The sequence below is a fragment of the Methylotuvimicrobium sp. genome (assembly GCF_050611805.1).
In the GTDB taxonomy this organism is placed as follows: domain Bacteria; phylum Pseudomonadota; class Gammaproteobacteria; order Methylococcales; family Methylomonadaceae; genus Methylotuvimicrobium.
Genome location: NZ_JBNGHF010000013.1, coordinates 34,091 through 55,257, shown reverse-complemented (window position 1 = coordinate 55,257; position 21,167 = coordinate 34,091). Strand labels below are relative to the sequence as shown.

22 protein-coding genes and 5 tRNA genes are annotated in these 21,167 nt (G+C 47.4%); 5 read left to right on the top strand and 22 right to left on the bottom strand.

Annotated elements, in window-relative coordinates; translation table 11 throughout:
• Positions 1–42 precede the first annotated feature (42 nt).
• The 17 genes from rplL to ACRJJO_RS08535 all read right to left on the bottom strand — a co-directional run bounded on the left by rplL (position 43) and on the right by ACRJJO_RS08535 (position 9,942).
• The gene (gene rplL, locus ACRJJO_RS08615) at positions 43–411 is read right to left on the bottom strand and encodes a 50S ribosomal protein L7/L12 (RefSeq protein WP_404357555.1); all 369 of its coding nucleotides are present in this window, start codon (positions 409–411) and stop codon (positions 43–45) included.
• A gap of 43 nt (positions 412–454) precedes the next feature.
• Complete coding sequence (gene rplJ / locus ACRJJO_RS08610; protein ID WP_404357557.1) at positions 455–949, bottom strand: 50S ribosomal protein L10; 495 nt, start codon at positions 947–949, stop codon at positions 455–457.
• A gap of 189 nt (positions 950–1,138) precedes the next feature.
• Positions 1,139–1,834: a 50S ribosomal protein L1 gene (gene rplA, locus ACRJJO_RS08605; protein ID WP_431065418.1), complete on the bottom strand. Its 696-nt coding sequence runs from the start codon at positions 1,832–1,834 to the stop codon at positions 1,139–1,141.
• The gene (gene rplK, locus ACRJJO_RS08600; protein ID WP_014149784.1) at positions 1,834–2,265 is read right to left on the bottom strand and encodes a 50S ribosomal protein L11; all 432 of its coding nucleotides are present in this window, start codon (positions 2,263–2,265) and stop codon (positions 1,834–1,836) included. Before rplK ends, rplA begins: the two co-directional genes overlap by 1 nt.
• A 101-nt stretch (positions 2,266–2,366) precedes the next feature.
• Positions 2,367–2,900: a transcription termination/antitermination protein NusG gene (gene nusG, locus ACRJJO_RS08595; protein ID WP_341326293.1), complete on the bottom strand. Its 534-nt coding sequence runs from the start codon at positions 2,898–2,900 to the stop codon at positions 2,367–2,369.
• 3 nt (positions 2,901–2,903) lie between these two features.
• On the bottom strand, positions 2,904–3,281 hold the full coding sequence (gene secE / locus ACRJJO_RS08590; protein WP_404357562.1) for a preprotein translocase subunit SecE: 378 nt from the start codon (positions 3,279–3,281) through the stop codon (positions 2,904–2,906).
• Between the two features lie 38 nt (positions 3,282–3,319).
• Positions 3,320–3,395 (bottom strand) — tRNA-Trp (locus ACRJJO_RS08585).
• Positions 3,396–3,433: 38 nt separating this feature from the next.
• Positions 3,434–4,624: an elongation factor Tu gene (tuf, locus tag ACRJJO_RS08580; protein WP_404357547.1), complete on the bottom strand. Its 1,191-nt coding sequence runs from the start codon at positions 4,622–4,624 to the stop codon at positions 3,434–3,436.
• 38 nt (positions 4,625–4,662) lie between these two features.
• Positions 4,663–4,738, bottom strand: a tRNA-Thr gene (locus tag ACRJJO_RS08575).
• A gap of 17 nt (positions 4,739–4,755) precedes the next feature.
• Positions 4,756–4,829 (bottom strand) — tRNA-Gly (locus tag ACRJJO_RS08570).
• A gap of 20 nt (positions 4,830–4,849) precedes the next feature.
• Positions 4,850–4,934: transfer RNA gene (locus ACRJJO_RS08565), tRNA-Tyr, on the bottom strand.
• A 165-nt stretch (positions 4,935–5,099) separates the two neighbouring features.
• Complete coding sequence (locus tag ACRJJO_RS08560) at positions 5,100–5,720, bottom strand: 50S ribosomal protein L25/general stress protein Ctc (RefSeq protein WP_431065417.1); 621 nt, start codon at positions 5,718–5,720, stop codon at positions 5,100–5,102.
• A 42-nt stretch (positions 5,721–5,762) separates the two neighbouring features.
• The gene (locus ACRJJO_RS08555) at positions 5,763–6,716 is read right to left on the bottom strand and encodes a ribose-phosphate diphosphokinase (RefSeq protein ID WP_431065416.1); all 954 of its coding nucleotides are present in this window, start codon (positions 6,714–6,716) and stop codon (positions 5,763–5,765) included.
• Positions 6,717–6,756: 40 nt separating this feature from the next.
• Positions 6,757–6,831: transfer RNA gene (locus ACRJJO_RS08550), tRNA-Gln, on the bottom strand.
• A gap of 24 nt (positions 6,832–6,855) precedes the next feature.
• Positions 6,856–7,704, bottom strand: coding sequence for a 4-(cytidine 5'-diphospho)-2-C-methyl-D-erythritol kinase (gene ispE / locus ACRJJO_RS08545; RefSeq protein WP_431065415.1), 849 nt, complete (start codon positions 7,702–7,704; stop codon positions 6,856–6,858).
• Complete coding sequence (gene lolB, locus ACRJJO_RS08540) at positions 7,697–8,284, bottom strand: lipoprotein insertase outer membrane protein LolB (RefSeq protein WP_431065414.1); 588 nt, start codon at positions 8,282–8,284, stop codon at positions 7,697–7,699. The genes ispE and lolB overlap by 8 nt, the downstream gene beginning before the upstream one ends.
• Positions 8,281–9,942 (bottom strand): tetratricopeptide repeat protein, encoded by a 1,662-nt coding sequence (locus tag ACRJJO_RS08535; protein WP_431065413.1) that lies wholly within the window; start codon positions 9,940–9,942, stop codon positions 8,281–8,283. Before ACRJJO_RS08535 ends, lolB begins: the two co-directional genes overlap by 4 nt.
• A 629-nt stretch (positions 9,943–10,571) precedes the next feature.
• Between ACRJJO_RS08535 and hemA the strand changes: the two genes are divergently transcribed.
• The 4 genes from hemA to ACRJJO_RS08515 all read left to right on the top strand — a co-directional run bounded on the left by hemA (position 10,572) and on the right by ACRJJO_RS08515 (position 14,523).
• Positions 10,572–11,831, top strand: coding sequence for a glutamyl-tRNA reductase (gene hemA, locus ACRJJO_RS08530; RefSeq protein WP_431065412.1), 1,260 nt, complete (start codon positions 10,572–10,574; stop codon positions 11,829–11,831).
• Positions 11,828–12,913, top strand: coding sequence for a peptide chain release factor 1 (prfA, locus tag ACRJJO_RS08525; protein WP_404357578.1), 1,086 nt, complete (start codon positions 11,828–11,830; stop codon positions 12,911–12,913). Before hemA ends, prfA begins: the two co-directional genes overlap by 4 nt.
• Before the next feature lie 4 nt (positions 12,914–12,917).
• Positions 12,918–13,763, top strand: a complete 846-nt coding sequence (gene prmC, locus ACRJJO_RS08520; RefSeq protein ID WP_431065411.1) for a peptide chain release factor N(5)-glutamine methyltransferase — start codon at positions 12,918–12,920, stop codon at positions 13,761–13,763.
• Positions 13,764–14,109: 346 nt separating this feature from the next.
• Positions 14,110–14,523 (top strand): M67 family metallopeptidase, encoded by a 414-nt coding sequence (locus tag ACRJJO_RS08515; RefSeq protein WP_431065410.1) that lies wholly within the window; start codon positions 14,110–14,112, stop codon positions 14,521–14,523.
• Between the two features lie 30 nt (positions 14,524–14,553).
• On the opposite strand, the gene ACRJJO_RS08510 is transcribed toward ACRJJO_RS08515, so the two are convergent.
• From ACRJJO_RS08510 to gatC, 5 genes are all read right to left on the bottom strand, one after another.
• Entirely contained in the window at positions 14,554–15,201 is a 648-nt protein-coding gene (locus tag ACRJJO_RS08510; RefSeq protein ID WP_431065409.1) for a Uma2 family endonuclease, read from the bottom strand.
• Between the two features lie 155 nt (positions 15,202–15,356).
• Positions 15,357–16,796, bottom strand: a complete 1,440-nt coding sequence (gatB, locus tag ACRJJO_RS08505; RefSeq protein ID WP_431065408.1) for an Asp-tRNA(Asn)/Glu-tRNA(Gln) amidotransferase subunit GatB — start codon at positions 16,794–16,796, stop codon at positions 15,357–15,359.
• 18 nt (positions 16,797–16,814) lie between these two features.
• Positions 16,815–17,420, bottom strand: coding sequence for a Uma2 family endonuclease (locus ACRJJO_RS08500; RefSeq protein ID WP_431065407.1), 606 nt, complete (start codon positions 17,418–17,420; stop codon positions 16,815–16,817).
• 10 nt (positions 17,421–17,430) lie between these two features.
• Positions 17,431–18,882, bottom strand: a complete 1,452-nt coding sequence (gatA, locus tag ACRJJO_RS08495; protein WP_431065406.1) for an Asp-tRNA(Asn)/Glu-tRNA(Gln) amidotransferase subunit GatA — start codon at positions 18,880–18,882, stop codon at positions 17,431–17,433.
• A 16-nt stretch (positions 18,883–18,898) separates the two neighbouring features.
• Positions 18,899–19,186, bottom strand: a complete 288-nt coding sequence (gene gatC, locus ACRJJO_RS08490) for an Asp-tRNA(Asn)/Glu-tRNA(Gln) amidotransferase subunit GatC (protein WP_014149801.1) — start codon at positions 19,184–19,186, stop codon at positions 18,899–18,901.
• Between the two features lie 655 nt (positions 19,187–19,841).
• Here gatC and ACRJJO_RS08485 point away from each other — a divergent pair.
• Positions 19,842–20,885: a rod shape-determining protein gene (locus ACRJJO_RS08485; RefSeq protein WP_014149802.1), complete on the top strand. Its 1,044-nt coding sequence runs from the start codon at positions 19,842–19,844 to the stop codon at positions 20,883–20,885.
• Positions 20,886–21,167 lie beyond the last annotated feature (282 nt).

Sequence of the window (21,167 nt, the reverse complement as noted above, 5' to 3'; positions counted from 1 at the left end):
CGTACTAAGAGGCTTAATGCCTTAAATTTTGCGTCAAAATCGTTACTTAATTTCGACTGAGGCGCCTGCGTCTTCAAGATCCTTTTTGACCGCTTCTGCTTCATCTTTGCTAACGCCTTCTTTCAAAGTAGTTGGCGCTCCTTCAACGGCGTCTTTCGCTTCTTTCAAGCCCAGACCCGTGATTCCGCGAACCGCTTTAATCGCGGCAACTTTGTTGGCTCCGGCCGCAGTCAAAATAACATCGAATTCAGTTTGTTCTTCAGCCGCTGCCGCCGTCGCTGCCGCTGGAGCCGCAGCCATGACAGCCGCCGATACGCCGAATTTTTCTTCCATCGCTGAAATTAAATCAACGATTTCCATAACCGTCATGTTAGAGACCGCTTCCAAGATATCTTCTTGTGAAATTGCCATTATGTATTCCTCTAAAATAGATGTAAAACTGGTTAAAAAAAGGTTATGCCGCTTCTTTAAGATCTTTAAGTGCAGCCAATGTCCGTGCAAGCTTACCAACCGGTGCTTTCATCACCGACATCAACATGCTAATTCCTTGATCGCGCGTCGGCAATTTTGCCAGTCTTTCAAGTTCATTAGCATCATATGCCTGCCCACCGATAGCCACTATTTTAGTGACGAGCTTGTTATGACTTTTTGCAAACTCATGGATTAATCTTGCCGCACAACCTGGGTCTTCCATCGAAAAAGCTAGCAATAACGGACCGACTAAGCCCTCTTGCATACATTCGAATTCTGTCCCGGCTATGGCTCTTTTTGCCAATGAGTTTTTCACAACCCGCAGATAAACACCCGTTTCTCTTGCATTTTTCCGTAATTCGGTCATTTCCGACACGGTCAAACCGCGATATTCCGCCGCGACGGCGGAATGGGCTTTAGCGGCGAATTCGGCAACCTCTTCGACGACAGCTTTCTTGCTATCTAAATTTAGTGCCACAATTTACCTCCGGTACATTTCTGATTTTTTGTCAGAATCAATAAAACGCATCTTTAAGTAGATGCCCCTTACGGTCCCTTTCACCATCTTTGCGGCTCCAGCTCCCGTCTACGCAGGACAATTAAGTTTTTACAACACCTGCGGTCTTTGACGGTTGCCGGCATTTCCGGCAACCCAAAGTCTTTCCCCTTAACCTGCTAGTCCGCTCTGATCGATCCACAGCCCTGGGCCCATGGTCGAAGACAGCGTAATTTTCTTCATATATACGCCTTTTGCAGCACTTGGCTTGGCTTTGCGCAAATCGGCCAATAACGCTTCCAGGTTTTGTTGAATGGCTGTTGCGTCAAAATCCACTTTACCGATTGAGCAGTGGATGATCCCCGACTTGTCGGTACGATAACGAACTTGCCCTGATTTTGCATTTTTAACGGCGGTTGCAACATCAGGCGTAACCGTTCCGACTTTTGGATTTGGCATTAAGCCTCTTGGGCCCAAAATCTGTCCAAGTTGACCAACAACTCTCATTGCATCGGGAGAAGCGATCACTACGTCGAAATTCATTTCGCCTTTTTTAACCTGATCGGCTAAATCGTCCATACCAATAATGTCCGCACCCGCTTCTTTCGCCGCATCTGCATTGGCTCCTTGAGTAAATACAGCAACTCTTACCGATTTACCGGTTCCATTCGGCAATACGGTAGCACCACGAACATTTTGATCGGATTTTCTTGGATCAACGCCTAAGTTGACACTGACATCTATCGATTCGATAAACTTGCTGTTACCTAGCTCTTTCAATAAACCAACCGCTTCATCGACCGAATATTGTTTGCTTCTATCTACTTTCGACTTAATCAGTTTTGCTTTTTTAGTCAGCTTTGCCATTACACGCCCTCCACATTGAGGCCCATACTACGAGCACTTCCGGCTATAGTTTTAACTGCCGCATCCAAACTTGCCGCATTTAAATCTTCCATTTTTGTTTTGGCGATTTCTTCAAGCTGTTCACGCGTCACTGTGCCAATTTTCACTTTATTCGGCGTACTACTGCCGCTCTTTACACCAACCGCTTTTTTCAACAAAATCGAAGCAGGCGGCGTTTTAGTAATAAAGGTAAAACTACGATCGCTATAAACGGTAATAACAACCGGAATCGGCAAACCTTTTTCTAACTCTTGAGTTTTTGCATTAAAGGCTTTACAAAACTCCATAATGTTGACACCATGCTGACCTAATGCAGGCCCTACTGGTGGACTAGGATTTGCTTCGCCAGCTTTTACTTGCAACTTTATGTATGCATTAATTTTTTTTGCCATTATTTACTCCAAATCGGGTGCAATCGCTTTTCAGCTCCCCTAATAAACAAAAATCCCGGACACAATCATATCCAGGATTTTAAAAAATTTTTAACGCTTTTTTATGATTTTTCAACTTGATTGAAATCCAACTCTACCGGTGTCGACCTGCCAAAAATTAAAACCGAAATCCTAAGTTTGCTCTTTTCGTAATTAACTTCTTCTATCGTTCCGTTAAAATCCTTAAATGGACCGTCGTTTACTCTTACAACTTCACCGACTTCAAATAAAACTTTTGGCCTTGGTTTATTAACCCCTTCCTCGACTCTATTTAAAATAGACATCGCCTCTTTTTCTGTTATAGGCGCCGGCTTGTCGGATGTTCCACCAATAAACCCAAGTACTCTAGGGACATCTCTAACCATATGCCATGTTTCATCGGTCAACTCCATCTGCACGAGCACATAACCCGGAAAAAACTTCCGTTCGCTTTTACGCTGCTGCCCCATACGCATCTCGACAACTTCTTCTGTAGGCACAAGAATTTTGCCGAAATACTGCCCTAGACCTTCTCGCTTTATCCTTTCTTCTAACGCTTCTTTAACTTTGTTTTCAAAGTTTGAATAAGCATGAACAACATACCAACGAAGTGCCATTTATTATCCTCCTTGACCGGTCAATAAACGCACACCCCAGAATAAAAACATATCAAGCAACCAAAGTATCACGCCAACGATAAGAACCATTGCAAACACCATTAAAGTCGTCCGCATTGTTTCTTGACGCGTCGGCCAAACTACTTTTCTTACTTCTTGTTTCGATTCCAGCGCAAAAGTCCAAAATCCTTGACCTATCCGGGTTGTTAACATGAGCCCCATCGCAATCATCACGATAACGACTAGTGAGAGAACCCTATATAATAAGGCATATTCGGAAAAGTAGTAAAAACCCGCAAGACCTGCAATAACAAAAACAATTGAGAAAACTTGCTTAACAACATCACCTACCGATGCTGAGGATTCAACTTGTGTACTCATGATTGTTATTACGATTTATAGTTATTGTATTTTTCTGATGGCAGGCCAGGAGGGAATCGAACCCCCAACCTGCGGTTTTGGAGACCGCTGCTCTGCCAATTGAGCTACTGACCTAATTCAGAAAATATTAAAAAAGTTATTTAGCGCTTTCGTTATTCGATAATCGAAGCAACAACGCCCGCGCCAACGGTACGGCCACCTTCACGAACCGCGAAACGCAAACCTTCTTCCATCGCAATCGGAGCAATTAATTTTACTTCAACGTTGACGTTATCGCCCGGCATCACCATTTCCACGCCTTCCGGAAGATCGACCGCTCCGGTTACATCCGTTGTTCTGAAATAAAATTGTGGACGATAGCCATTAAAGAATGGTGTATGACGCCCGCCTTCGTCTTTCGATAATACGTAGATTTCCGCCTTGAAATGAGTATGCGGCTTAATGGTACCTTTGTGCGCCAAGACTTGTCCGCGCTCGACGTCGTCTCTTTTAGTGCCTCTTAACAAAACCCCAACGTTATCGCCCGCTTGGCCTTGATCTAATAATTTACGGAACATTTCCACGCCGGTGCAAGTTGTCGTCGTAGTCGGTCTAATTCCGACGATTTCAATCTCTTGCCCGACCTTAATAATCCCACGCTCGACACGTCCGGTAACCACGGTGCCGCGACCAGAAATCGAGAACACGTCCTCAATCGGCATCAGGAACGGCTGATCGATCGCACGCTCAGGCTCGGGAATATAGGTATCTAAGGCTTCGACCAGTTTAAGGATCGACGGCACGCCAATTTCACTAGTGTCGCCTTCCAGCGCTTTTAACGCCGACCCGATAACTAATGGGGTATCGTCGCCCGGAAACTCGTACATGTCCAATAATTCTCTGACTTCCATTTCCACCAATTCGATCAATTCGGCATCATCCACCATATCGGCTTTATTCAAATAAACTACGATATATGGAACACCCACTTGACGCGCCAATAATATATGCTCACGAGTTTGCGGCATCGGACCGTCGGCCGCCGAACATACCAGGATCGCTCCATCCATTTGCGCCGCACCGGTAATCATGTTTTTAACGTAGTCAGCATGACCCGGGCAGTCCACGTGCGCATAGTGACGTGCTTCTGATTCGTACTCCACATGAGCCGTTGCGATTGTAATACCACGCTCGCGCTCTTCGGGGGCGTTATCAATTTGATCGTAGGCTTTGTAGACGCCGCCACGCGCATCCGCCATCACTTTTGTCAATGCCGCGGTTAATGTGGTTTTACCATGATCGACGTGACCGATGGTTCCTACGTTTACGTGTGGTTTTTTACGTTCGAATTTTTCTTTGGACATTTTACTTTCCCGAAAAAGCTTTTATTGTTGCAAATTTATGGAGCCCATAACCGGATTTGAACCGGTGACCTCTTCCTTACCAAGGAAGTGCTCTACCTACTGAGCTATATGGGCAGAAACCACCGATCATCTGGAGCGGGTGATGGGAATCGAACCCACGTGACCAGCTTGGAAGGCTGGAGTTCTACCATTGAACTACACCCGCAATCTTAAATTTAAACAGGATGGTGGAGGGGGGAGGATTCGAACCTCCGAAGGCAGAGCCGGCAGATTTACAGTCTGATCCCTTTGGCCACTCGGGAACCCCTCCAAAACCAGGAAGCAGGCCATTCTCACAAAACTCTATGACATTGTCAAGAAGAACAACCTATTTTTGCGTTTCTGCCGCCATTCAAACTGACAAAAACACAACTTATAAACTTTTTAGTCTTATATTTGCCTACATATTGGCAAACACGGGTAGAGCATTAATCGATTACTCTTCAGTATCTGAAGCAGCCTCGGTCTTTTCGACCTTTGGAGGCACAATTGTCACCACTGAAACATCCGCATCATGATCGTCGCCGTGTGACAACGCTAAGAACTCAACACCTTTCGGCGCATTTAATTGAGAAACATGCAACGATTCACCAAGATTCAAATTCGTTAAATCGACTTCGATATACTCAGGGAGATCTTCTGGCAAGCAAGCCACCTCTATGTCGACTAAATTATGCATAACCACACCGCCTACTTTAGCACCAACACAGATTTCTTCATTGATAAAATGAAGAGGCACTTGAGCCTTTAACTTATCATTCGCATTTACTCGCAAAAAATCCAAATGCAAGACCTTAGCTTTAGCAGGATGTCTTTGTACGGATTTTAGAATTGCTTTTTGCACCTTGCCCGCAACAACCACATCTAAGATATGCGAATAAACAGCCTCGTGAGCAAGATGCTTAACAACTTCATTATGATCCAAAACCAACATTTCAGGATCATCTTCTCCGCCGTAAATTACCGCCGGAATTTTTCCTTGTCGACGAACCGACTTAGCAGAAGCAGTTCCCGGTTTTACCCGAGCTTCCGCTACGAATTCAAATACGCTTGACATTTCATTCTCCAAAGCTGTGCATCTATACACTTCGCTAATTTATCAATCCACATACAACGAGCTAACCGACTCACCGACTGCGATACGTCTTATCGTTTCCGCCAGCATCTCCGCAACGCTGAGCTGCCTAATTTTACCAATGCGACTTGCTTCTAAGCTTAACGGTATCGTATCGGTTACGACCAATTCATCCAAAACCGAATCCCTCAAATTATCAATTGCTCTTCCGGAAAGAACAGCATGCGTACAGTAAGCCACAACCCTGAGCGCACCGTGATCTTTCAATGCTTCCGCTGCATGACATAGAGTACCGGCAGTATCGACTAGATCATCGATCATAACGCAGGTACGCCCCTCAACATCGCCTATGATATGCATTATCTCGGAAACATTAGCTTTAGGACGTCTTTTATCTATTATTGCCAAATCAGCATCATCAAGCCGTTTAGCCAGAGCCCTTGCCCTAACAACCCCACCCACATCGGGCGAGACAACTATTAGATCCTTATACTTTTGCCGCCAAACATCGCCCAGCAAAATCGGCGAAGCGTAGACATTATCTACCGGTATATCAAAAAAACCCTGAATTTGATCCGCATGAAGATCAACAGTGAGCACTCGATCCGCCCCTGCCTCACCTATCATTTTGGCGACTAGTTTAGCACTGATAGGAACTCTTGCGGAACGCGAACGCCTATCCTGCCTTGCATAACCATAATACGGCATAACCGCCGTTATTCGAGATGCCGATGCCCGACGAAATGCGTCGATCATCACCAGCAACTCCATTAAATTCTCATTTGTCGGAGAACAGGTCGGCTGAATGACAAACACATCCTTGCCTCTTATGTTTTCCTCAACCTCAACAGCGATCTCTCCGTCACTGAATCGACCTACCGCAGCCATCCCCAGCCGCATACTAAGCTTTTTAACAATACCTTCCGACAACGCCCGATTTGCATTACCGGAAAACACCATTAAAGAGGCATCACTCATTCAGGCACTCCCAGATTGAATTAATTCGCTATTTAGGTAATGGCTGGGCCGCCAGGATTCGAACCTGGGTATGCGGGGATCAAAACCCCGTGCCTTACCGCTTGGCGACGGCCCAATTACTTAGATATACTTACCAGTCTTAAGCATCATTCAGACTTGAGTACAACGGAGACCTGTTTATTCCCTTACACAGATAGGATTGCCACTTTCCGCTAAGCGACAAATACGCTTTTTTAGCTGCCAACTCTGTATCAAACTGAGCAAAAACGCATGCTCCTGTACCTGTCAACCTTGCTTCGGAAAATACGGACAATTCTCTCAAAGCCCTATCAACAGACGGGTAAAGCTTCCGAACAACGCCCAAACAATCGTTTTGGTGCTGCCCTGCAATAAAGTCAGCTATTTTGATTGATTTACTATCCCTTGTCAAATCTTTTGATGAAAAAATTTCCTTGGTATCGACATGACAATCTGGCTTCAGCACTACGACCCATTTTTCCGACACTTCAATCTCCTGAAACACCTCACCAACGCCTTCCGCCCAGGCACTATGGCCCAAAACAAAAATCGGCACATCCGCGCCCAGCCGCAAGCCTAACTGCATCAGCCGCTCACGGGAAAGCCCTAACTGCCATAAATCATTAAGCGCTACCAACGTCGTTGCCGCATCGGAACTCCCCCCGCCTAGACCGCCTCCCATAGGCAAGTGTTTTTCAATCTCGATGACAACCCCCCCCTCATAACCGGTTTCTTCTTTTAACAACTGAGCAGCCCTAAAAGTTAGATCATCACCCTTAGGAACCCCGGGGAGCGGTGTACGCAACGAAATCGCCGACTCATTTACTGGTCGAAACACCAACCAATCGCACAAATCAATGAATTGGAATACTGTTTGCAGCAAGTGATACCCATCTTCCCTCTGCCCCACAATTCTCAACATTAAATTCAATTTTGCGGGCGCAGGCCATCGTTTATACACCTCACTCATGCGTATTCCATTGATCTATGATTAGTTTTAATTTCACTTCCGGATTAGAAACATCGATTTTATAGGGCAACAGCCCTCGATCGGTTTTTTGCATCTTTCTATATCGAATCGTCCAGTTGTCCTGGATAAAACCATTACCAATATTTTCGAACGACTCATTCGGATCGGTCAAGCCTATCACCCAGTAGCGCAATGATCTTAATGGCACATAAAAACCCAGTTGTTCGGTTATAAATTCATCGGACCGATCATAATATCTAACCGCACCGTCGCCTCGATCGACGTCGACATAATCGTCGGCAATATTAATGCCCACCGCTCCCTGACCGAATGGCCCCGAAACTCGAATCATCTCTTCGCTATCCGCGCGCCGCCATTCTATAGCACCAGCCCACGAATCATGTCGAGCCGTTAACGACACACGCCCATCCAGACTCCATTCCCGCAATTGATACAACTCACCTCGACCAAGCTCCGAATAAGCCGCCAAATCTTTAATCGGTGAGGCCGAACACCCCGTTAAAACCGATAGAACCAATACCAGCCATCCATAGCGAGATTTTGTGTATTGATTTCTCATTCAGCATCAAGAATGCGCTGCTGAAAATCCAAAAGATATTCATCGTCCGGCGACATTTTTATCGTCTGCTCGAATAATTTCTTCGCTTCATCCCTGCGACCCAAGACCCATAAGACTTCCGCCAAATGCGCCGCAATTTCGTTTTCTTGCTGCTTGGAATAAGCCTTCTGCAAATATTCTAAAGCCTTTTCATAATTCCCCAGCTTAAATTGCAACCATCCATAGCTATCAATAATGACCGCCTCATCCGGCTGCAATTCCAGAGCCTTTTCAAGATACACCAGCGCCTCTTCGTAACGCTCGGTTCTATCCGCCAAGGTATAGCCCAATGCGTTCAAAGCACTCACATCATCGGGATACTGAGCCAGTATCCTTCTTAAATCTTGCTCCAGTACGTCTAGGCGATCAATACGCTCCGACACCAAAGCCCGAGTATATAACAATTCTTTTTGCTCGGGCATTTCTTCAATTGCCTTGCTCAACAAGTCGAAAGCCTTGATATATTGCTTTTGTTCGTTATAAAACTCCGCCTCTAACAACAGCGCTCGCATCTTTTCATCGGACGAACGCGCACGAAGCCGGCTTAATCGCTGGGACGCCTCTTCAAATTGCTTATCTTTAATCAGTAGCGATATTCCCGCAGCCGCAGCATCGAAACGTAGACTCCCCCTCGAGACCTTATCGAACCAAACCAGCGCCTCGCTATTTCTGCCATCCCGAACCGCAATTCTACCCAGGTAAAAACTTGCCTGATCACTCCATTCGGGATAAGGAATCAAACCCTTAAACAAGGACTCTGCCTTATCGTCTCGCTCCATCTGTAAATTAACCAACGCCAAAGAAAAACGCGATTCAAAATCCTCCGGTTCCTGATCAATGATATCCAGATACAACCTGCTAGCCTCATCATACTCGCTCAACTTAACCAGGACTTGGGCCAACAACTTCTTAATCTTCAAACTATCCTGATTTTGCTCCGATAAATCCGTGAGATAAACCCTTGCATTATCTAAATCTCCAGAAAAAGCCGCAATTTGCGCCCTAAATAACAAAGCCTTTTCCCAATCCGGTCGCAATTCAATGGCTTGATCAATTTTACGTTGCGCCAAAACATTGCTGTTTAACTGCATTGCCAACATGGCTTGAATAAAAAAAACAGTGGCTTCTTCCGGCCTTTGCTCGGCAAGATCTTCCAATACATCATATACGAAAGCGGTATTGCCTTTTTGACCCAACGCTCTAATTAACTCAACAAACGCATCTTCAAAACCTTCTGGGTCCATATCCAACAAAAAGAGAGCATGCTCGATAGCCGAAGGCTTTACTTCCTTTCTTAAGGCCGATAGCAAGGCTATTTTTCTTGCTGTTAAATTATCCGGCTCTTGTTTCAACCAAAGCACAACAGCCTCATCGCCTCGTTCGGTATCTTTAATGTAAAGAGCAATCTTCGCAGCACGCTCGGTCAACCTAACATCGTTAACCCGTTTTGCGGCCTCGAGATACCCTTCCAGAGCAACATCGTACTGTCCTCTTTGCCCGGCAATTTCAGCGGCCAGCAACATGTACATAATATCCGGCTCAATAGCGGTTATAGGCTCCGCTGATTCGACGCCTTGCTCGTCATGAGAACTTTGTGAATACTCGTCAAGCTCATCCATGGCTCGCCCTCTTTCCTGAGAGGAACCGCAACCACTAAGAAAAACAAGGGCTATTACGGCAATTAACTTATAATTCGACACACTCACATCCTTCATATTTTGCAATACAGTTTTGCAATAGATTAGCAGAAAAACATTTCAGTTCGGATAGTTGTTTTACTGCATTTGAATAAAACTTAATTATTTAATTAAAATATTAAAAAATTTGACTAAAAAAATAATTTTGGCAAACAATGGCGCGCCATAGAAAACTAACTTAGGATTTGACCATAAATAACATCTCTATTTCTTATGACAGGATCTTCAGGAGTCTGGGTCGAGCAGGTTTTTGCTCTCGCAACATGTGCTTTCACCCAGCACCTAAGCCCCATAGCCCATTGGCTTATGGCCAACTATCTTGGATAATTAAGGCGCTAGGCCTGTCAAGCGAGCAACCGAACCTATTAAAAACACATAGACCTGAAGTTGCTTGTCACGAAATTCTTATGACGAAACTTAAATCCGCTAAGTTCAATCGGTAATTTCACACACGCAAATCGATACAGCAACTTTAGACGATTTCAATAGCCTAATGGCCTGACTTACCAAGCTAAAAAACCACATTCGCTCCGAACTCTAAATTTAAAACGATGACACTTCTTGCCGTAGGGATAAATTACAACACCGCCCCCGTTTCTATCCGAGAAAGGCTAGCTTACCCTGCCGAAATATTGGATTCATCACTCAAAGATCTATGGCGTTTAAAGGATATATCCGAAGCCGCTATTCTATCGACCTGCAACCGAACGGAATTTTATTGCGAATCATCCAATGAAAATAAACACATTTTGATCGATTGGGTCGCTCAAACCCGTAACATCAAGCCTAACGATTTAACCCCCTATCTTTACACCTACAACGATAACCAGTTAATTCGGCATATGTTTCGAGTTGCATGCGGCTTGGACTCCATGGTCCTCGGCGAACCGCAAATATTAGGTCAAATGAAAGCCGCTTATCAAGCCGCTAATGAAGCGGGCACCTTGGGCAAATATTTAGGTAAGCTCTTTCAGCATACTTTTTCCGCGGCAAAAAAAGTCAGAACCGATACCGCCATAGGATCGAGCCCGGTTTCAGTAGCCTTCGCCGCCGTGCAACTGGCACAACAAATCTTCGACAAATTAAGCGAGCAAACCGCGATTCTAATCGGCGCGGGCGAAACCATCGAATTGACGGCACGGCATTTGGTCCAACATGGCATCGGACGCATCATCATCGCCAATCGAACCTATGATAAAGCGCACGCCTTGGCGACGCGCTTTAACGGTTATGCCATTGCGCTATCGGAATTACCGATGCACTTGGCCGAAGCCGATATCGTCGTTTCATCGACAGCAAGCTCACTGCCGATTTTAGGGAAGGGTCGAGTAGAAAGTGCCATCAAAAAACGCAAACACAAGCCAATGTTCATGGTCGACTTGGCAGTTCCGCGCGACATAGAATCAGAAGTCGAACAACTGAACGATGTCTATCTCTATACGGTCGACGACCTCAAAAACACGATCGACCAAAACATGGATAACCGGCGCAAAGCCGCCGAACAAGCGGAAGAAATCATCGATACTCAGGTCGAACATTTTCTTTCCTGGTTGCGTTCGCAAGGCGCGTTAACCACGATCAAAGACTACCGCATTCAGGCCGAGCAAATTCGCGACGACGCGTTACGCAAAACATTAAATCAATTACAAAGCGGCATTTCCGCCGAAGAAGCGCTGCAGAGACTCGCTCATACATTGACTAACAAGCTAATCCATACGCCCAGTGCGCAAATTCGGGAAGCCGGCACCAACGAAAGACACGACTTAATAGCGGCGGCCCGCGAAATTTTCAAATTGAACAACACACAATGAAGCCATCCATAGAACACAAATTAGCCAACTTAAGCGAACGTTTCGATGAAATCACCGCCTTATTGGCCGAGCCCGAAGTACAAGCCAATCAGAATAAATTCCGCTCATTGAGCCAAGAATACGCTCAAATCAACCCGATTGTCACATGCTATAAACGCTATCTCGATACCGCCGAAAATCTAGCCGGGGCGCAAGAAATGGCAAAAGACCCGGACCCGGATCTGCGCGAAATGGCCCACGAGGAAATACTCGCCGCCGAAAAACAACAAAAGGTCATTGAGCAAGAACTGCAGATTTTATTATTGCCGAGAGACCCTAACGACAACAGAAACATTTTCCTGGAAATCCGCGCCGGGACCGGCGGCGATGAAGCCGCGATATTTTCAGGCGATCTCGCGCGCATGTATCAGCGCTATGCCGAGAAAAAAGGCTGGAAGACCGAGATTATCAATGAAAACGAAGGCGAACATGGCGGCTATAAGGAAATTATCCTGCGTGTAACCGGCCAAGATGTCTATTCGCAACTCAAATTCGAATCGGGAGCGCATCGAGTACAACGCGTCCCGGAAACCGAGTCCCAGGGGCGCATCCATACTTCGGCTTGCACCGTTGCAGTCATGCCCGAAGTCGAGGAAGTCGATGCTATCGACATTAATCCCGCAGACCTTCGTATCGATACGTATCGCTCATCCGGCGCGGGCGGTCAACATGTCAACAAAACAGACTCGGCAATCCGCATCACTCATCTTCCGAGCGGCATCGTCGTCGAATGTCAGGACGAACGCTCACAACACAAAAACCGTGCCCGAGCGATGTCGTTATTGCAATCGCGCCTATTATCGGCCGAACAGGAAAAACATCAAGCCGAACAACAGGCGAATCGCAAACTTCAAGTCGGCAGCGGCGACCGCTCCGAGAGGATTCGCACCTACAATTACCCGCAGGGGCGCATGACCGACCACCGAATCAATCTGACGCTGTATAAACTTGACGAGATCATGGAAGGCGGACTCAATCATGTCATCGAGCCGTTAATTAACGAGCATCAAGCTGAACTATTGACACAACTGGGCGAAAATTAAACCGATGCCCACCGTTCAATCGGCATTGGCACACGCGGCCCAAAGTTTGAGTTTCGTTTCCGAATCGCCCTTGCTCGACGCCGAAATTCTGCTCTGCCTCGCGCTCGATAAAGACCGCTCTCATCTGCGCGCATGGCCGGATAAAAAGTTATTACCCGAACAAAACAGCCATTTAGAAGCGCTACTGCAAAAACGGCTTTCCGGCATGCCGATCGCATACATCACCGGCAACCGCGAATTCTGGTCGCGTGATTTCGAAGTTAACCGCGACGTGCTGATCCCAAGGCCCGACACCGAACTACTAATCGAACTGGCCTTGCAACGGATACCGGAACGGCAACCTTACCGACTGATCGATTTAGGAACCGGATCCGGTATCATAGCCATTACCCTGGCCGCCGAGCGCCCCGATAGCGAAGTCATTGCCACCGACTTCAGCACTAACGCGCTGACAATCGCCCGCCGAAATGCCCAGGGACACAATGTTCGGAACATCCAATTTTTGCAAAGCGATTGGTTTGGGGCGATAAGCGACTCGGCGCTGTTCAATCTTGTCGTCAGCAACCCGCCCTATATCGCGGATTACGACCCGCACTTAACCGAAGGCGATGTCAGATTCGAACCCATGGCCGCATTGATCGCGGACAATCATGGCTTGAGTGATATCGAGCGCATCGCGACCGCCGCCAGACGACATTTGCTTCCTCAAGGTCACTTATTGATCGAACACGGCTACAATCAACAAGATCAAGTCCAGGCTATCTTCAGCCAATTGAATTACCGTAATATCGTCACCTATCACGATCTTTCAGGTCAGCCTCGGGTCACTTATGGACAATCGTGTCCATAGCGATTAAATTTAGGAACGAGCATCGAGTAACTTCTTCAAATGCAGGAAGGGGGGTCGGCGGCTCGATTGACAGGTATCGGCGGCAAGGCAGATTTTTGCTCCTGCAAAATCTGCATTCATGCCATCCATGGCAATCAGATTCCGCCGTCAAGCCAACATGGATGTATTTACCCAGCACCTAAATTCCATAGCCCATTAGCCATGGTTAATTGTCTTGGATAATTTAGGTGCTGGGTTTACGGCATCCTGTCAAGCGAGTCACCGATCCTCCACAAAGCTTAATGTTTTGAGAAATTATTTTGTGCATATTCCTTAAATTATCTATACGCCAACAACTTAAACAATAATGCAAACTTCAGAAATTCATATTCCCCGAAAAATCACCAATCAACTGCTGCATCTCGCGCAATTGTCACCCGAAGCCGAGGTCTGCGGACTGATCGGAAGCCTGAACGGCATTCCGAACCATTGCTACCCGGTCGACAATAGCGCCGATCACCCTGAAAACCGGTTTTTATTGGATCCCAAACAGCAAATTGCTGCGATGGGACAAATGCGCGAAAATGGTGAGGAATTGTTCGCGATTTATCACTCTCACCCGACAGCGCCGGCATTTCCTTCAAAAATCGATTTGAAAATGGCAAACTATCCTGAAGCACTCAATTTGATCATTTCGCTTAATACGAAAGGCGTACTGGAAATGCGCGGCTTCCGGATCGCTGAACAAAAGGCTGAGGAAGTCCCGTTGATTTTGGGCTAATAGTTGGTTTTGAAGCAACAAAATCGTTCCTCAGTCATCGCCATCGTTACCAAGGCATAAGCCTTCATAAATATCGCCTATTTCGACAACACAATCGATCGATGCAAAAAAAACGGCCTGGCCTTGCTGAAACAGCAGCAAATCCCATTGTTCATCGCGCCGGTAACATTCGACACGCTGCGTATCCTGAGCGATCAACACATACTCTTCGAGACTGGTTAATTTCCGATAGTGATGAAATTTCTCGGAGCGATCGTAACGCTCGGTTGCGTCGGAGAGTATCTCGACGATCAATTTCGGCTGAGTGTTGAAATGCTCATGAGTATCGTCAGCCGAACAGGTAACATGCAGATCGGGATAGAAAAAATTATCGTCCGTTTCGGTTTGCACCCGGACCTTCATTTCGCCTGAATGAACTCGGCAAGGCGAACCGCGCAAATGTGCATGCACATGAGCGATCAGGTTCATTGCGATCGTGTCATGCGCACGCTTAACGCCGACCATCGCATAAACTTCTCCCCCGACATACTCATGCTTGATGTCACTGAGTAACTCGCCTTGCAAATAATCCTCTATGCTTATCTTCAGTTTTTCCGCAAATGCCATATAAACCGCGCCTATTCCGTTGGATGGGCCGGAATTCCGCCCATCCATAAACCTAAAAAGAGCTGTTGACATGTGTTGTAGACCGTTCGTGCTGAGCTAAGTCGAAGCATGAAGGGTCTACAACACTTTCACCGGCTTGGTGAGGCCTCAAACTACCGTTCACCCTTCGACAGGGCTCAGAGCGAACGGTAGTTTGAGGCTCTCAACTGCTCTTTTTAGGATAAATCTTACCTTTTCAACTTAGTTTTCAAAATCTTATTGACCTCTGCCGGATTCGCCTTACCCTGCATTTCCTTCATGACTTGGCCGACAAAAAAGCCGAAGACTTTATCCTTACCGCCGAGGTATTGTTCGACTTGACCAGGATTGTCGGCGATGATTTTATCGATGATCGCCTCGATCGCGCCGGTATCGGTGATTTGCTTTAAACCTTGGCTTTCGATGATTTGATCGGCCGTTTCTTGGCCTTGCCACATCGCCTCGAAGACTTGTTTTGCGATTTTTCCCGAAATCGTGTCATCGGCGATACGTTTCAACAAGCCCGCCAAACGCTCGGCATCGACAGGACATTGACCGACTTCTAACCCGGCCTTGTTCAGAGCGCCGAGCACGTCGCCGGTCACCCAATTTGTACAAATCTTCGCTTCGCCGCCGGACGCTTCGACCAATGCTTCGTAATAATCGGCTAATTGCCTCGACGAAGTCAGCGTAGCCGCACTCTCATCGTCCTGACCGTATTGCTCGATAAAACGCCGTTTCTTCGCATCGGGCAATTCCGGTAAAGTGGCGCGTACTTCGTCTTTGAAGGCTTCGGTAATCTCGACCGGCAATAAATCGGGGTCGGGAAAATAACGATAGTCGTTCGCCTCTTCTTTGCCTCGCATCGAGCGGGTTTCATCTTTGTTCGCGTCGTAAAGCCGCGTTTCCTGAACGACCTTGCCGCCGCCTTCGATCAGGTCGATCTGACGTTCGATTTCGTGATTAATCGCTTTCTCAACGAAGCGGAACGAGTTGATGTTTTTGATCTCGGCGCGCGTGCCGAATTCCGCTTGGCCTCTCGGACGCACCGAAACGTTTGCGTCGCAACGGAACGAACCTTCTTGCATGTTGCCGTCGCAGATTTCCAGATAGCGCACCAGTTCGTGCAGCTTGCGCATATAGGCGACCGCTTCTTTCGCCGAACGCATGTCGGGTTCCGAAACGATTTCCAGCAATGGCGTGCCGGCACGATTCAAATCGATGCCGGTTAGGCCGTGAAAATCCTCATGCAAGGATTTTCCGGCATCTTCCTCTAAATGCGCTCGCGTCACGCCGACGCGTTTCGTTGCCCCATCGACGTCGATATCCAGGTGCCCATTGCCGACGATCGGCAACTCGAACTGACTGATCTGATAACCTTTCGGCAGGTCCGGATAAAAATAATTTTTGCGCGCGAAGACCGAGTAAGGCGCGATTTCCGCTTCGATCGCGATACCGAATTTGACGGCCATGCGCACGGCCTCTTGATTCAACACCGGCAACACGCCGGGCAAGCCTAAATCGACCGCGCAAGCCTGTGTGTTCGGTTCGGCGCCGTAGGCTATCGATGCGCCTGAAAAAATTTTGGATTTTGTCGCGAGTTGTGCATGAATTTCCAACCCGATGACGACTTCCCATTGTGAATTCATTGCTAGTTCCTTATTGATTTATTCGGCAAAAACTTCGGCCAAATCGATTTTTAGTTCGGGAAAAAGATAGGGCTGTGCCGTTTCGTCGCCTGCATAGAGGGCGTGGAGCCGATAGGCTTCGCCATCCCGGTCCAACACAAATTGCTGCACGGCGCGTTCATACGGAAACACCAACCAGTATTCGCCGACGCCGCTTTCCTGATACAGATCGTATTTGAAGCGAAGCTCCTTCTTATTATTGCCCGGAGAAAGCACTTCGATGATCCAATCGGGCGCGCCGTCGCAGCCTTGTTCGGTCAATTTGTTTTTATCGCAAATCACGCACAAATCGGGCTGTACGACACTAAACACTTCGCGGTCGCTCAATTTCGATTTGCGGCGATCGTAAAGCTTGACGTCGAACGGGGCCGAGAAGACTTCGCAGCGTTTATCTGCCATATAATTAACGATCGGCTTGAAAAGATTGCGAGAAATCCGCTGATGCTTGACATTCGGCGCCGGCGACATCGTAAAGATCTTGCCCTTGATCAACTCGACCGTTTGATCCAAACTCCACGTCAAATAATCGGCGTAGCTGTAACTCCCGTTCATATCCAATTGCGACAATTCGGTAACCTTGGCCATATCCAACCTCTTATTCGAACCCTTTCGGCACCTGTTTGTGCCAGTCAGTATTCATCTGATAGCGATGAGCTACATTCAACAACCGGTCCTCGGCAAAATAATTCCCGATGATTTGCAAACCAACCGGTTTATTGTCAACGAAACCGGCCGGAATCGACATGGCCGGAAGACCTGCCAGATTGACCGCGATTGTATAAATATCGGACAAATACATTTGAATCGGGTCGCCGGTTTTTTCGCCGAGACCGAACGCCACCGTCGGCGACACCGGCCCCATCAACACATCAACCTCGGCCAATGCGCTTTTGAAATCATCAGTGATCAAACGCCTGACTTTTTGAGCTTTTAAATAATAGGCATCGTAATAACCGGCCGACAAGGCATAGGTTCCGATCAAGATACGGCGCTTAACTTCCTTGCCGAATGCTTCGCCGCGCGAGCGCGTATACAAATCGGCCAAATCGGCAGGATTCTCACAGCGGTAGCCGAACCGGACACCGTCGAAACGCGAAAGATTCGCTGAACATTCAGCTGGCGCGATCACATAATAAGCCGGAATCGCATGTTTCAGATTCGGCATCGAGACTTCTTTAACCTCGGCACCCAATTTGCGATATTCATTGACGGCTGTTTCGATGACTGCCGCGATTTCGCCGTTCAACCCTTCGCCGAAAAATTCTTTCGGCAGACCGATTTTCAAACCGCTTAACGGCTGATTCAGCCCGGCCGAATAATCGGGAACCGGCATATTGACGCTAGTCGAATCCTTTTCGTCGAAACCGGCCATCGCTTGCAGCATGATCGCCGCATCCTCGGCAGTACGCGTCATCGGACCGCCTTGATCGAGGCTTGAGGCATAGGCAATCATGCCATATCGGGAAACGCGCCCGTAAGTCGGCTTCAAACCGGTAATACCGCAAAAAGCCGCCGGTTGACGTATCGAACCGCCGGTATCCGAACCTGTCGCGCCTGCCGTGAGTCCTGCGGCAACCGCCGCGGCCGACCCGCCCGAAGAACCGCCCGGAACGCACGAAACATTCCAAGGATTTTGTACCGAACCATAAAAACTGGTTTCGTTCGACGAGCCCATTGCAAATTCGTCCATGTTCGATTTACCGAGCATCACTGCTCCGGCTGCATTGAGTTTTTCGACGACAGTTGCATTGTACGGCGAGATGAAATTATCGAGCATCTTCGAACCGCAAGACGTTTTAACACCATCGGTACAGAAAATGTCTTTTTGCGCAACCGGTATTCCGGTTAATAAATCGGCCGTTCCTGCCGCCAACCGTTTATCCGCGACTTCGGCTTGGGCAAGCGCCTGCTCGGCGGTCACGGTAATATATGCATTGAGGGCCGAAAACTGCCGAATCCGCTCTAAATAGTCTTGCGTCAACTCCACGCTGGAAAATTCGCCGGCTCGCAAGCCTCTGGCTAGTTCGGCGATGGTTTTATTATTCATAGCCTTTCCCCATCCTTCATTCGATCACCTTAGGGACTAAATACAATCCCGCTTCGACTTGAGGTGCAATCGCTTGAAATTTTTCTCTCATATTCGTTTCGGTTACCCGATCCGGTCTCAACCTCTGGCCTTGCTCCATCGGATGCGCCATGGGAGCAACTCCCTCGGTATTTAATTGGCTCATTTGCGTAACCAAATCGAGTATCCCCGATAAATCATGCGCATAAGTGTCGACATCTTGAGTATCGACGCCCAACCTTGCTAAATGCGCGATTTTATTTACATCATCGGTCGTTAAAGACATTTTACAACTCCATTAATCATCAATCCGAAAACATGACTGTTCGCAGCTCAAAATTCGTGCATTTCATAACTTTTTGGAAACATCTTAAGGATTTGGTCGAAAATAACCTCCCTATATTTATGGAGGATTCGGTTGCTCGATTGGCAGGCGTCGGCGGCGGCAGGGCAGATTTTTGCTCCTCGGCAATTGCTCCTGCATTGCCCTAATACACGCCATCCATGGCAATCAGTAACCGCCACAAGCCTAATCTGACGTATTTACCCAGCACCTAATCCCATAGCTCATGATTAATTGTCTTGGATAATTTAGGTGCAGGGTCTGTCAATCGAGTTACCGAACCCTCAACAAAGCTCATAGCTGCAGGAGGTTATTTATCACGAAATCCTAAGGCGTATCCGTATCTGGTTTACCTAATAAATCCGATTTACCAATTCTCGCGAATCCGGCGGCATTGCACGACCGTTATTTCCATGCCCAATTATAGTCCCTATGACCCCGCCCTTGCCGGAAAAAGGCGTTTAATTGCAGTGCGGCAACAAGCGAATATTGAAACGGAATTTTAAATTGCGTTAAGTATAATACTTTATATCTTGCTCAATTACCCGCTTGATTGATAAAGTAATACAATTTATTCGCTCAGGATACAGGTTAATAAATGTTCAAACGAATACGCGGCCTTTTTTCCAACGATCTCTCGATAGATTTAGGAACCGCCAACACTTTGATTTACGTTCCAGGAAAAGGAATCGTATTAAACGAGCCCTCGGTTGTGGCCATCAAGGAAGACAAAATTCGCGGAGCTAAAACTATCGCGGCGGTAGGTATGGAAGCAAAAATGATGCTTGGCCGAACCCCCGGCAACATCACCGCGATTCGTCCTTTAAAAGATGGAGTGATTGCCGATTTCGCAGTTACTGAACGCATGCTGCGGTATTTCATCGAAAAGGTTCACGAAAATAAACTGCTACGTCCCAGCCCTCGTATCCTGATTTGCGTCCCATGCGGCTCCACCCAAGTAGAACGCCGAGCGATTCGAGAGTCCGCCTCGATGGCCGGCGCCCGTGAAGTTTATTTGATCGAGGAACCCATGTCGGCTGCGGTCGGAGCAGGACTCCCCGTCGATGAAGCCCAAGGTTCGATGGTGCTCGATATAGGCGGAGGCACATCGGAAGTCGCCGTCATCTCATTGAACGGTATTGTCTATTCGGCATCGGTACGAATCGGAGGCGATCGTTTCGATGAGGCAATCATCAATTATGTCCGCCGTAATTACGGCACACTGATAGGCGAGGCTACAGCCGAACGAATCAAACATGAAATTGGGGCGGCTTACCCGGGTAGCGAAGTCAAAGAAATTGAAGTTAAAGGGCGCAATCTCGCCGAAGGCGTACCTCGCAGCTTTTCATTAAACAGTAATGAAATTCTAGAAGCACTTCAAGACCCTTTGTCCGGCATAGTCGGTTCTGTTAAAGTCGCACTGGAACAGACTCCGCCGGAACTCGGCGCCGATGTTGCGAACCGAGGTATCGTTCTGACCGGCGGCGGCGCGCTGCTCAAAGATATCGATCGTTTGATCGCAGAAGAAACCGGACTACCGGTTTATATCGCCGACGACCCTCTAACCTGCGTGGCTCGAGGCGGTGGAATCGTTTTGGAAATGCTGGATAAAAAAGGCCCTAGCGCATTTTCGCTAGAATAACTTCAACCGTAAAACAATACTCGCCACGCCGATTTATTCGGCAGAATCGAAGCTTTGAATAGCTTAGGATTTGGTCGTAAATAACTTCCTTATTTTATGGAGGGTTCGGCTGCTCGATTGGCAGGCCCAACGAGTTACCGAAACCTCAACACAGCTCATAGTTACAGGGCGTTATAATCACGAAATCCTTACTAAATCAATTTCCACGGATAGAATGTCGATTCGAATGATACACAATCGAACTATCCAAATAATATTCTGTCCGTTATGGGATACATATCG

Excerpts from the sequence above, each read along its gene's own strand:
- gatA (WP_431065406.1), bottom strand. The coding sequence starts at position 18,882 with ATGAATAATAAAACCATCGCCGAACTAGCCAGAGGCTTGCGAGCCGGC.
- rplL (WP_404357555.1), bottom strand. The coding sequence starts at position 411 with ATGGCAATTTCACAAGAAGATATCTTGGAAGCGGTCTCTAACATGACG.
- rplA (WP_431065418.1), bottom strand. The coding sequence starts at position 1,834 with ATGGCAAAGCTGACTAAAAAAGCAAAACTGATTAAGTCGAAAGTAGAT.
- gatC (WP_014149801.1), bottom strand. The coding sequence starts at position 19,186 with ATGTCTTTAACGACCGATGATGTAAATAAAATCGCGCATTTAGCAAGG.
- ACRJJO_RS08560 (WP_431065417.1), bottom strand. The coding sequence starts at position 5,720 with ATGTCAAGCGTATTTGAATTCGTAGCGGAAGCTCGGGTAAAACCGGGA.
- ACRJJO_RS08515 (WP_431065410.1), top strand. The coding sequence starts at position 14,110 with ATGCAAACTTCAGAAATTCATATTCCCCGAAAAATCACCAATCAACTG.
- hemA (WP_431065412.1), top strand. The coding sequence starts at position 10,572 with ATGACACTTCTTGCCGTAGGGATAAATTACAACACCGCCCCCGTTTCT.
- prfA (WP_404357578.1), top strand. The coding sequence starts at position 11,828 with ATGAAGCCATCCATAGAACACAAATTAGCCAACTTAAGCGAACGTTTC.
- secE (WP_404357562.1), bottom strand. The coding sequence starts at position 3,281 with ATGAGTACACAAGTTGAATCCTCAGCATCGGTAGGTGATGTTGTTAAG.
- ACRJJO_RS08485 (WP_014149802.1), top strand. The coding sequence starts at position 19,842 with ATGTTCAAACGAATACGCGGCCTTTTTTCCAACGATCTCTCGATAGAT.
- ACRJJO_RS08510 (WP_431065409.1), bottom strand. The coding sequence starts at position 15,201 with ATGTCAACAGCTCTTTTTAGGTTTATGGATGGGCGGAATTCCGGCCCA.
- rplK (WP_014149784.1), bottom strand. The coding sequence starts at position 2,265 with ATGGCAAAAAAAATTAATGCATACATAAAGTTGCAAGTAAAAGCTGGC.
- tuf (WP_404357547.1), bottom strand. The coding sequence starts at position 4,624 with ATGTCCAAAGAAAAATTCGAACGTAAAAAACCACACGTAAACGTAGGA.
- nusG (WP_341326293.1), bottom strand. The coding sequence starts at position 2,900 with ATGGCACTTCGTTGGTATGTTGTTCATGCTTATTCAAACTTTGAAAAC.
- prmC (WP_431065411.1), top strand. The coding sequence starts at position 12,918 with ATGCCCACCGTTCAATCGGCATTGGCACACGCGGCCCAAAGTTTGAGT.
- lolB (WP_431065414.1), bottom strand. The coding sequence starts at position 8,284 with ATGAGAAATCAATACACAAAATCTCGCTATGGATGGCTGGTATTGGTT.
- ispE (WP_431065415.1), bottom strand. The coding sequence starts at position 7,704 with ATGAGTGAGGTGTATAAACGATGGCCTGCGCCCGCAAAATTGAATTTA.
- ACRJJO_RS08555 (WP_431065416.1), bottom strand. The coding sequence starts at position 6,716 with ATGAGTGATGCCTCTTTAATGGTGTTTTCCGGTAATGCAAATCGGGCG.
- ACRJJO_RS08500 (WP_431065407.1), bottom strand. The coding sequence starts at position 17,420 with ATGGCCAAGGTTACCGAATTGTCGCAATTGGATATGAACGGGAGTTAC.
- ACRJJO_RS08535 (WP_431065413.1), bottom strand. The coding sequence starts at position 9,942 with ATGGATGAGCTTGACGAGTATTCACAAAGTTCTCATGACGAGCAAGGC.
- gatB (WP_431065408.1), bottom strand. The coding sequence starts at position 16,796 with ATGAATTCACAATGGGAAGTCGTCATCGGGTTGGAAATTCATGCACAA.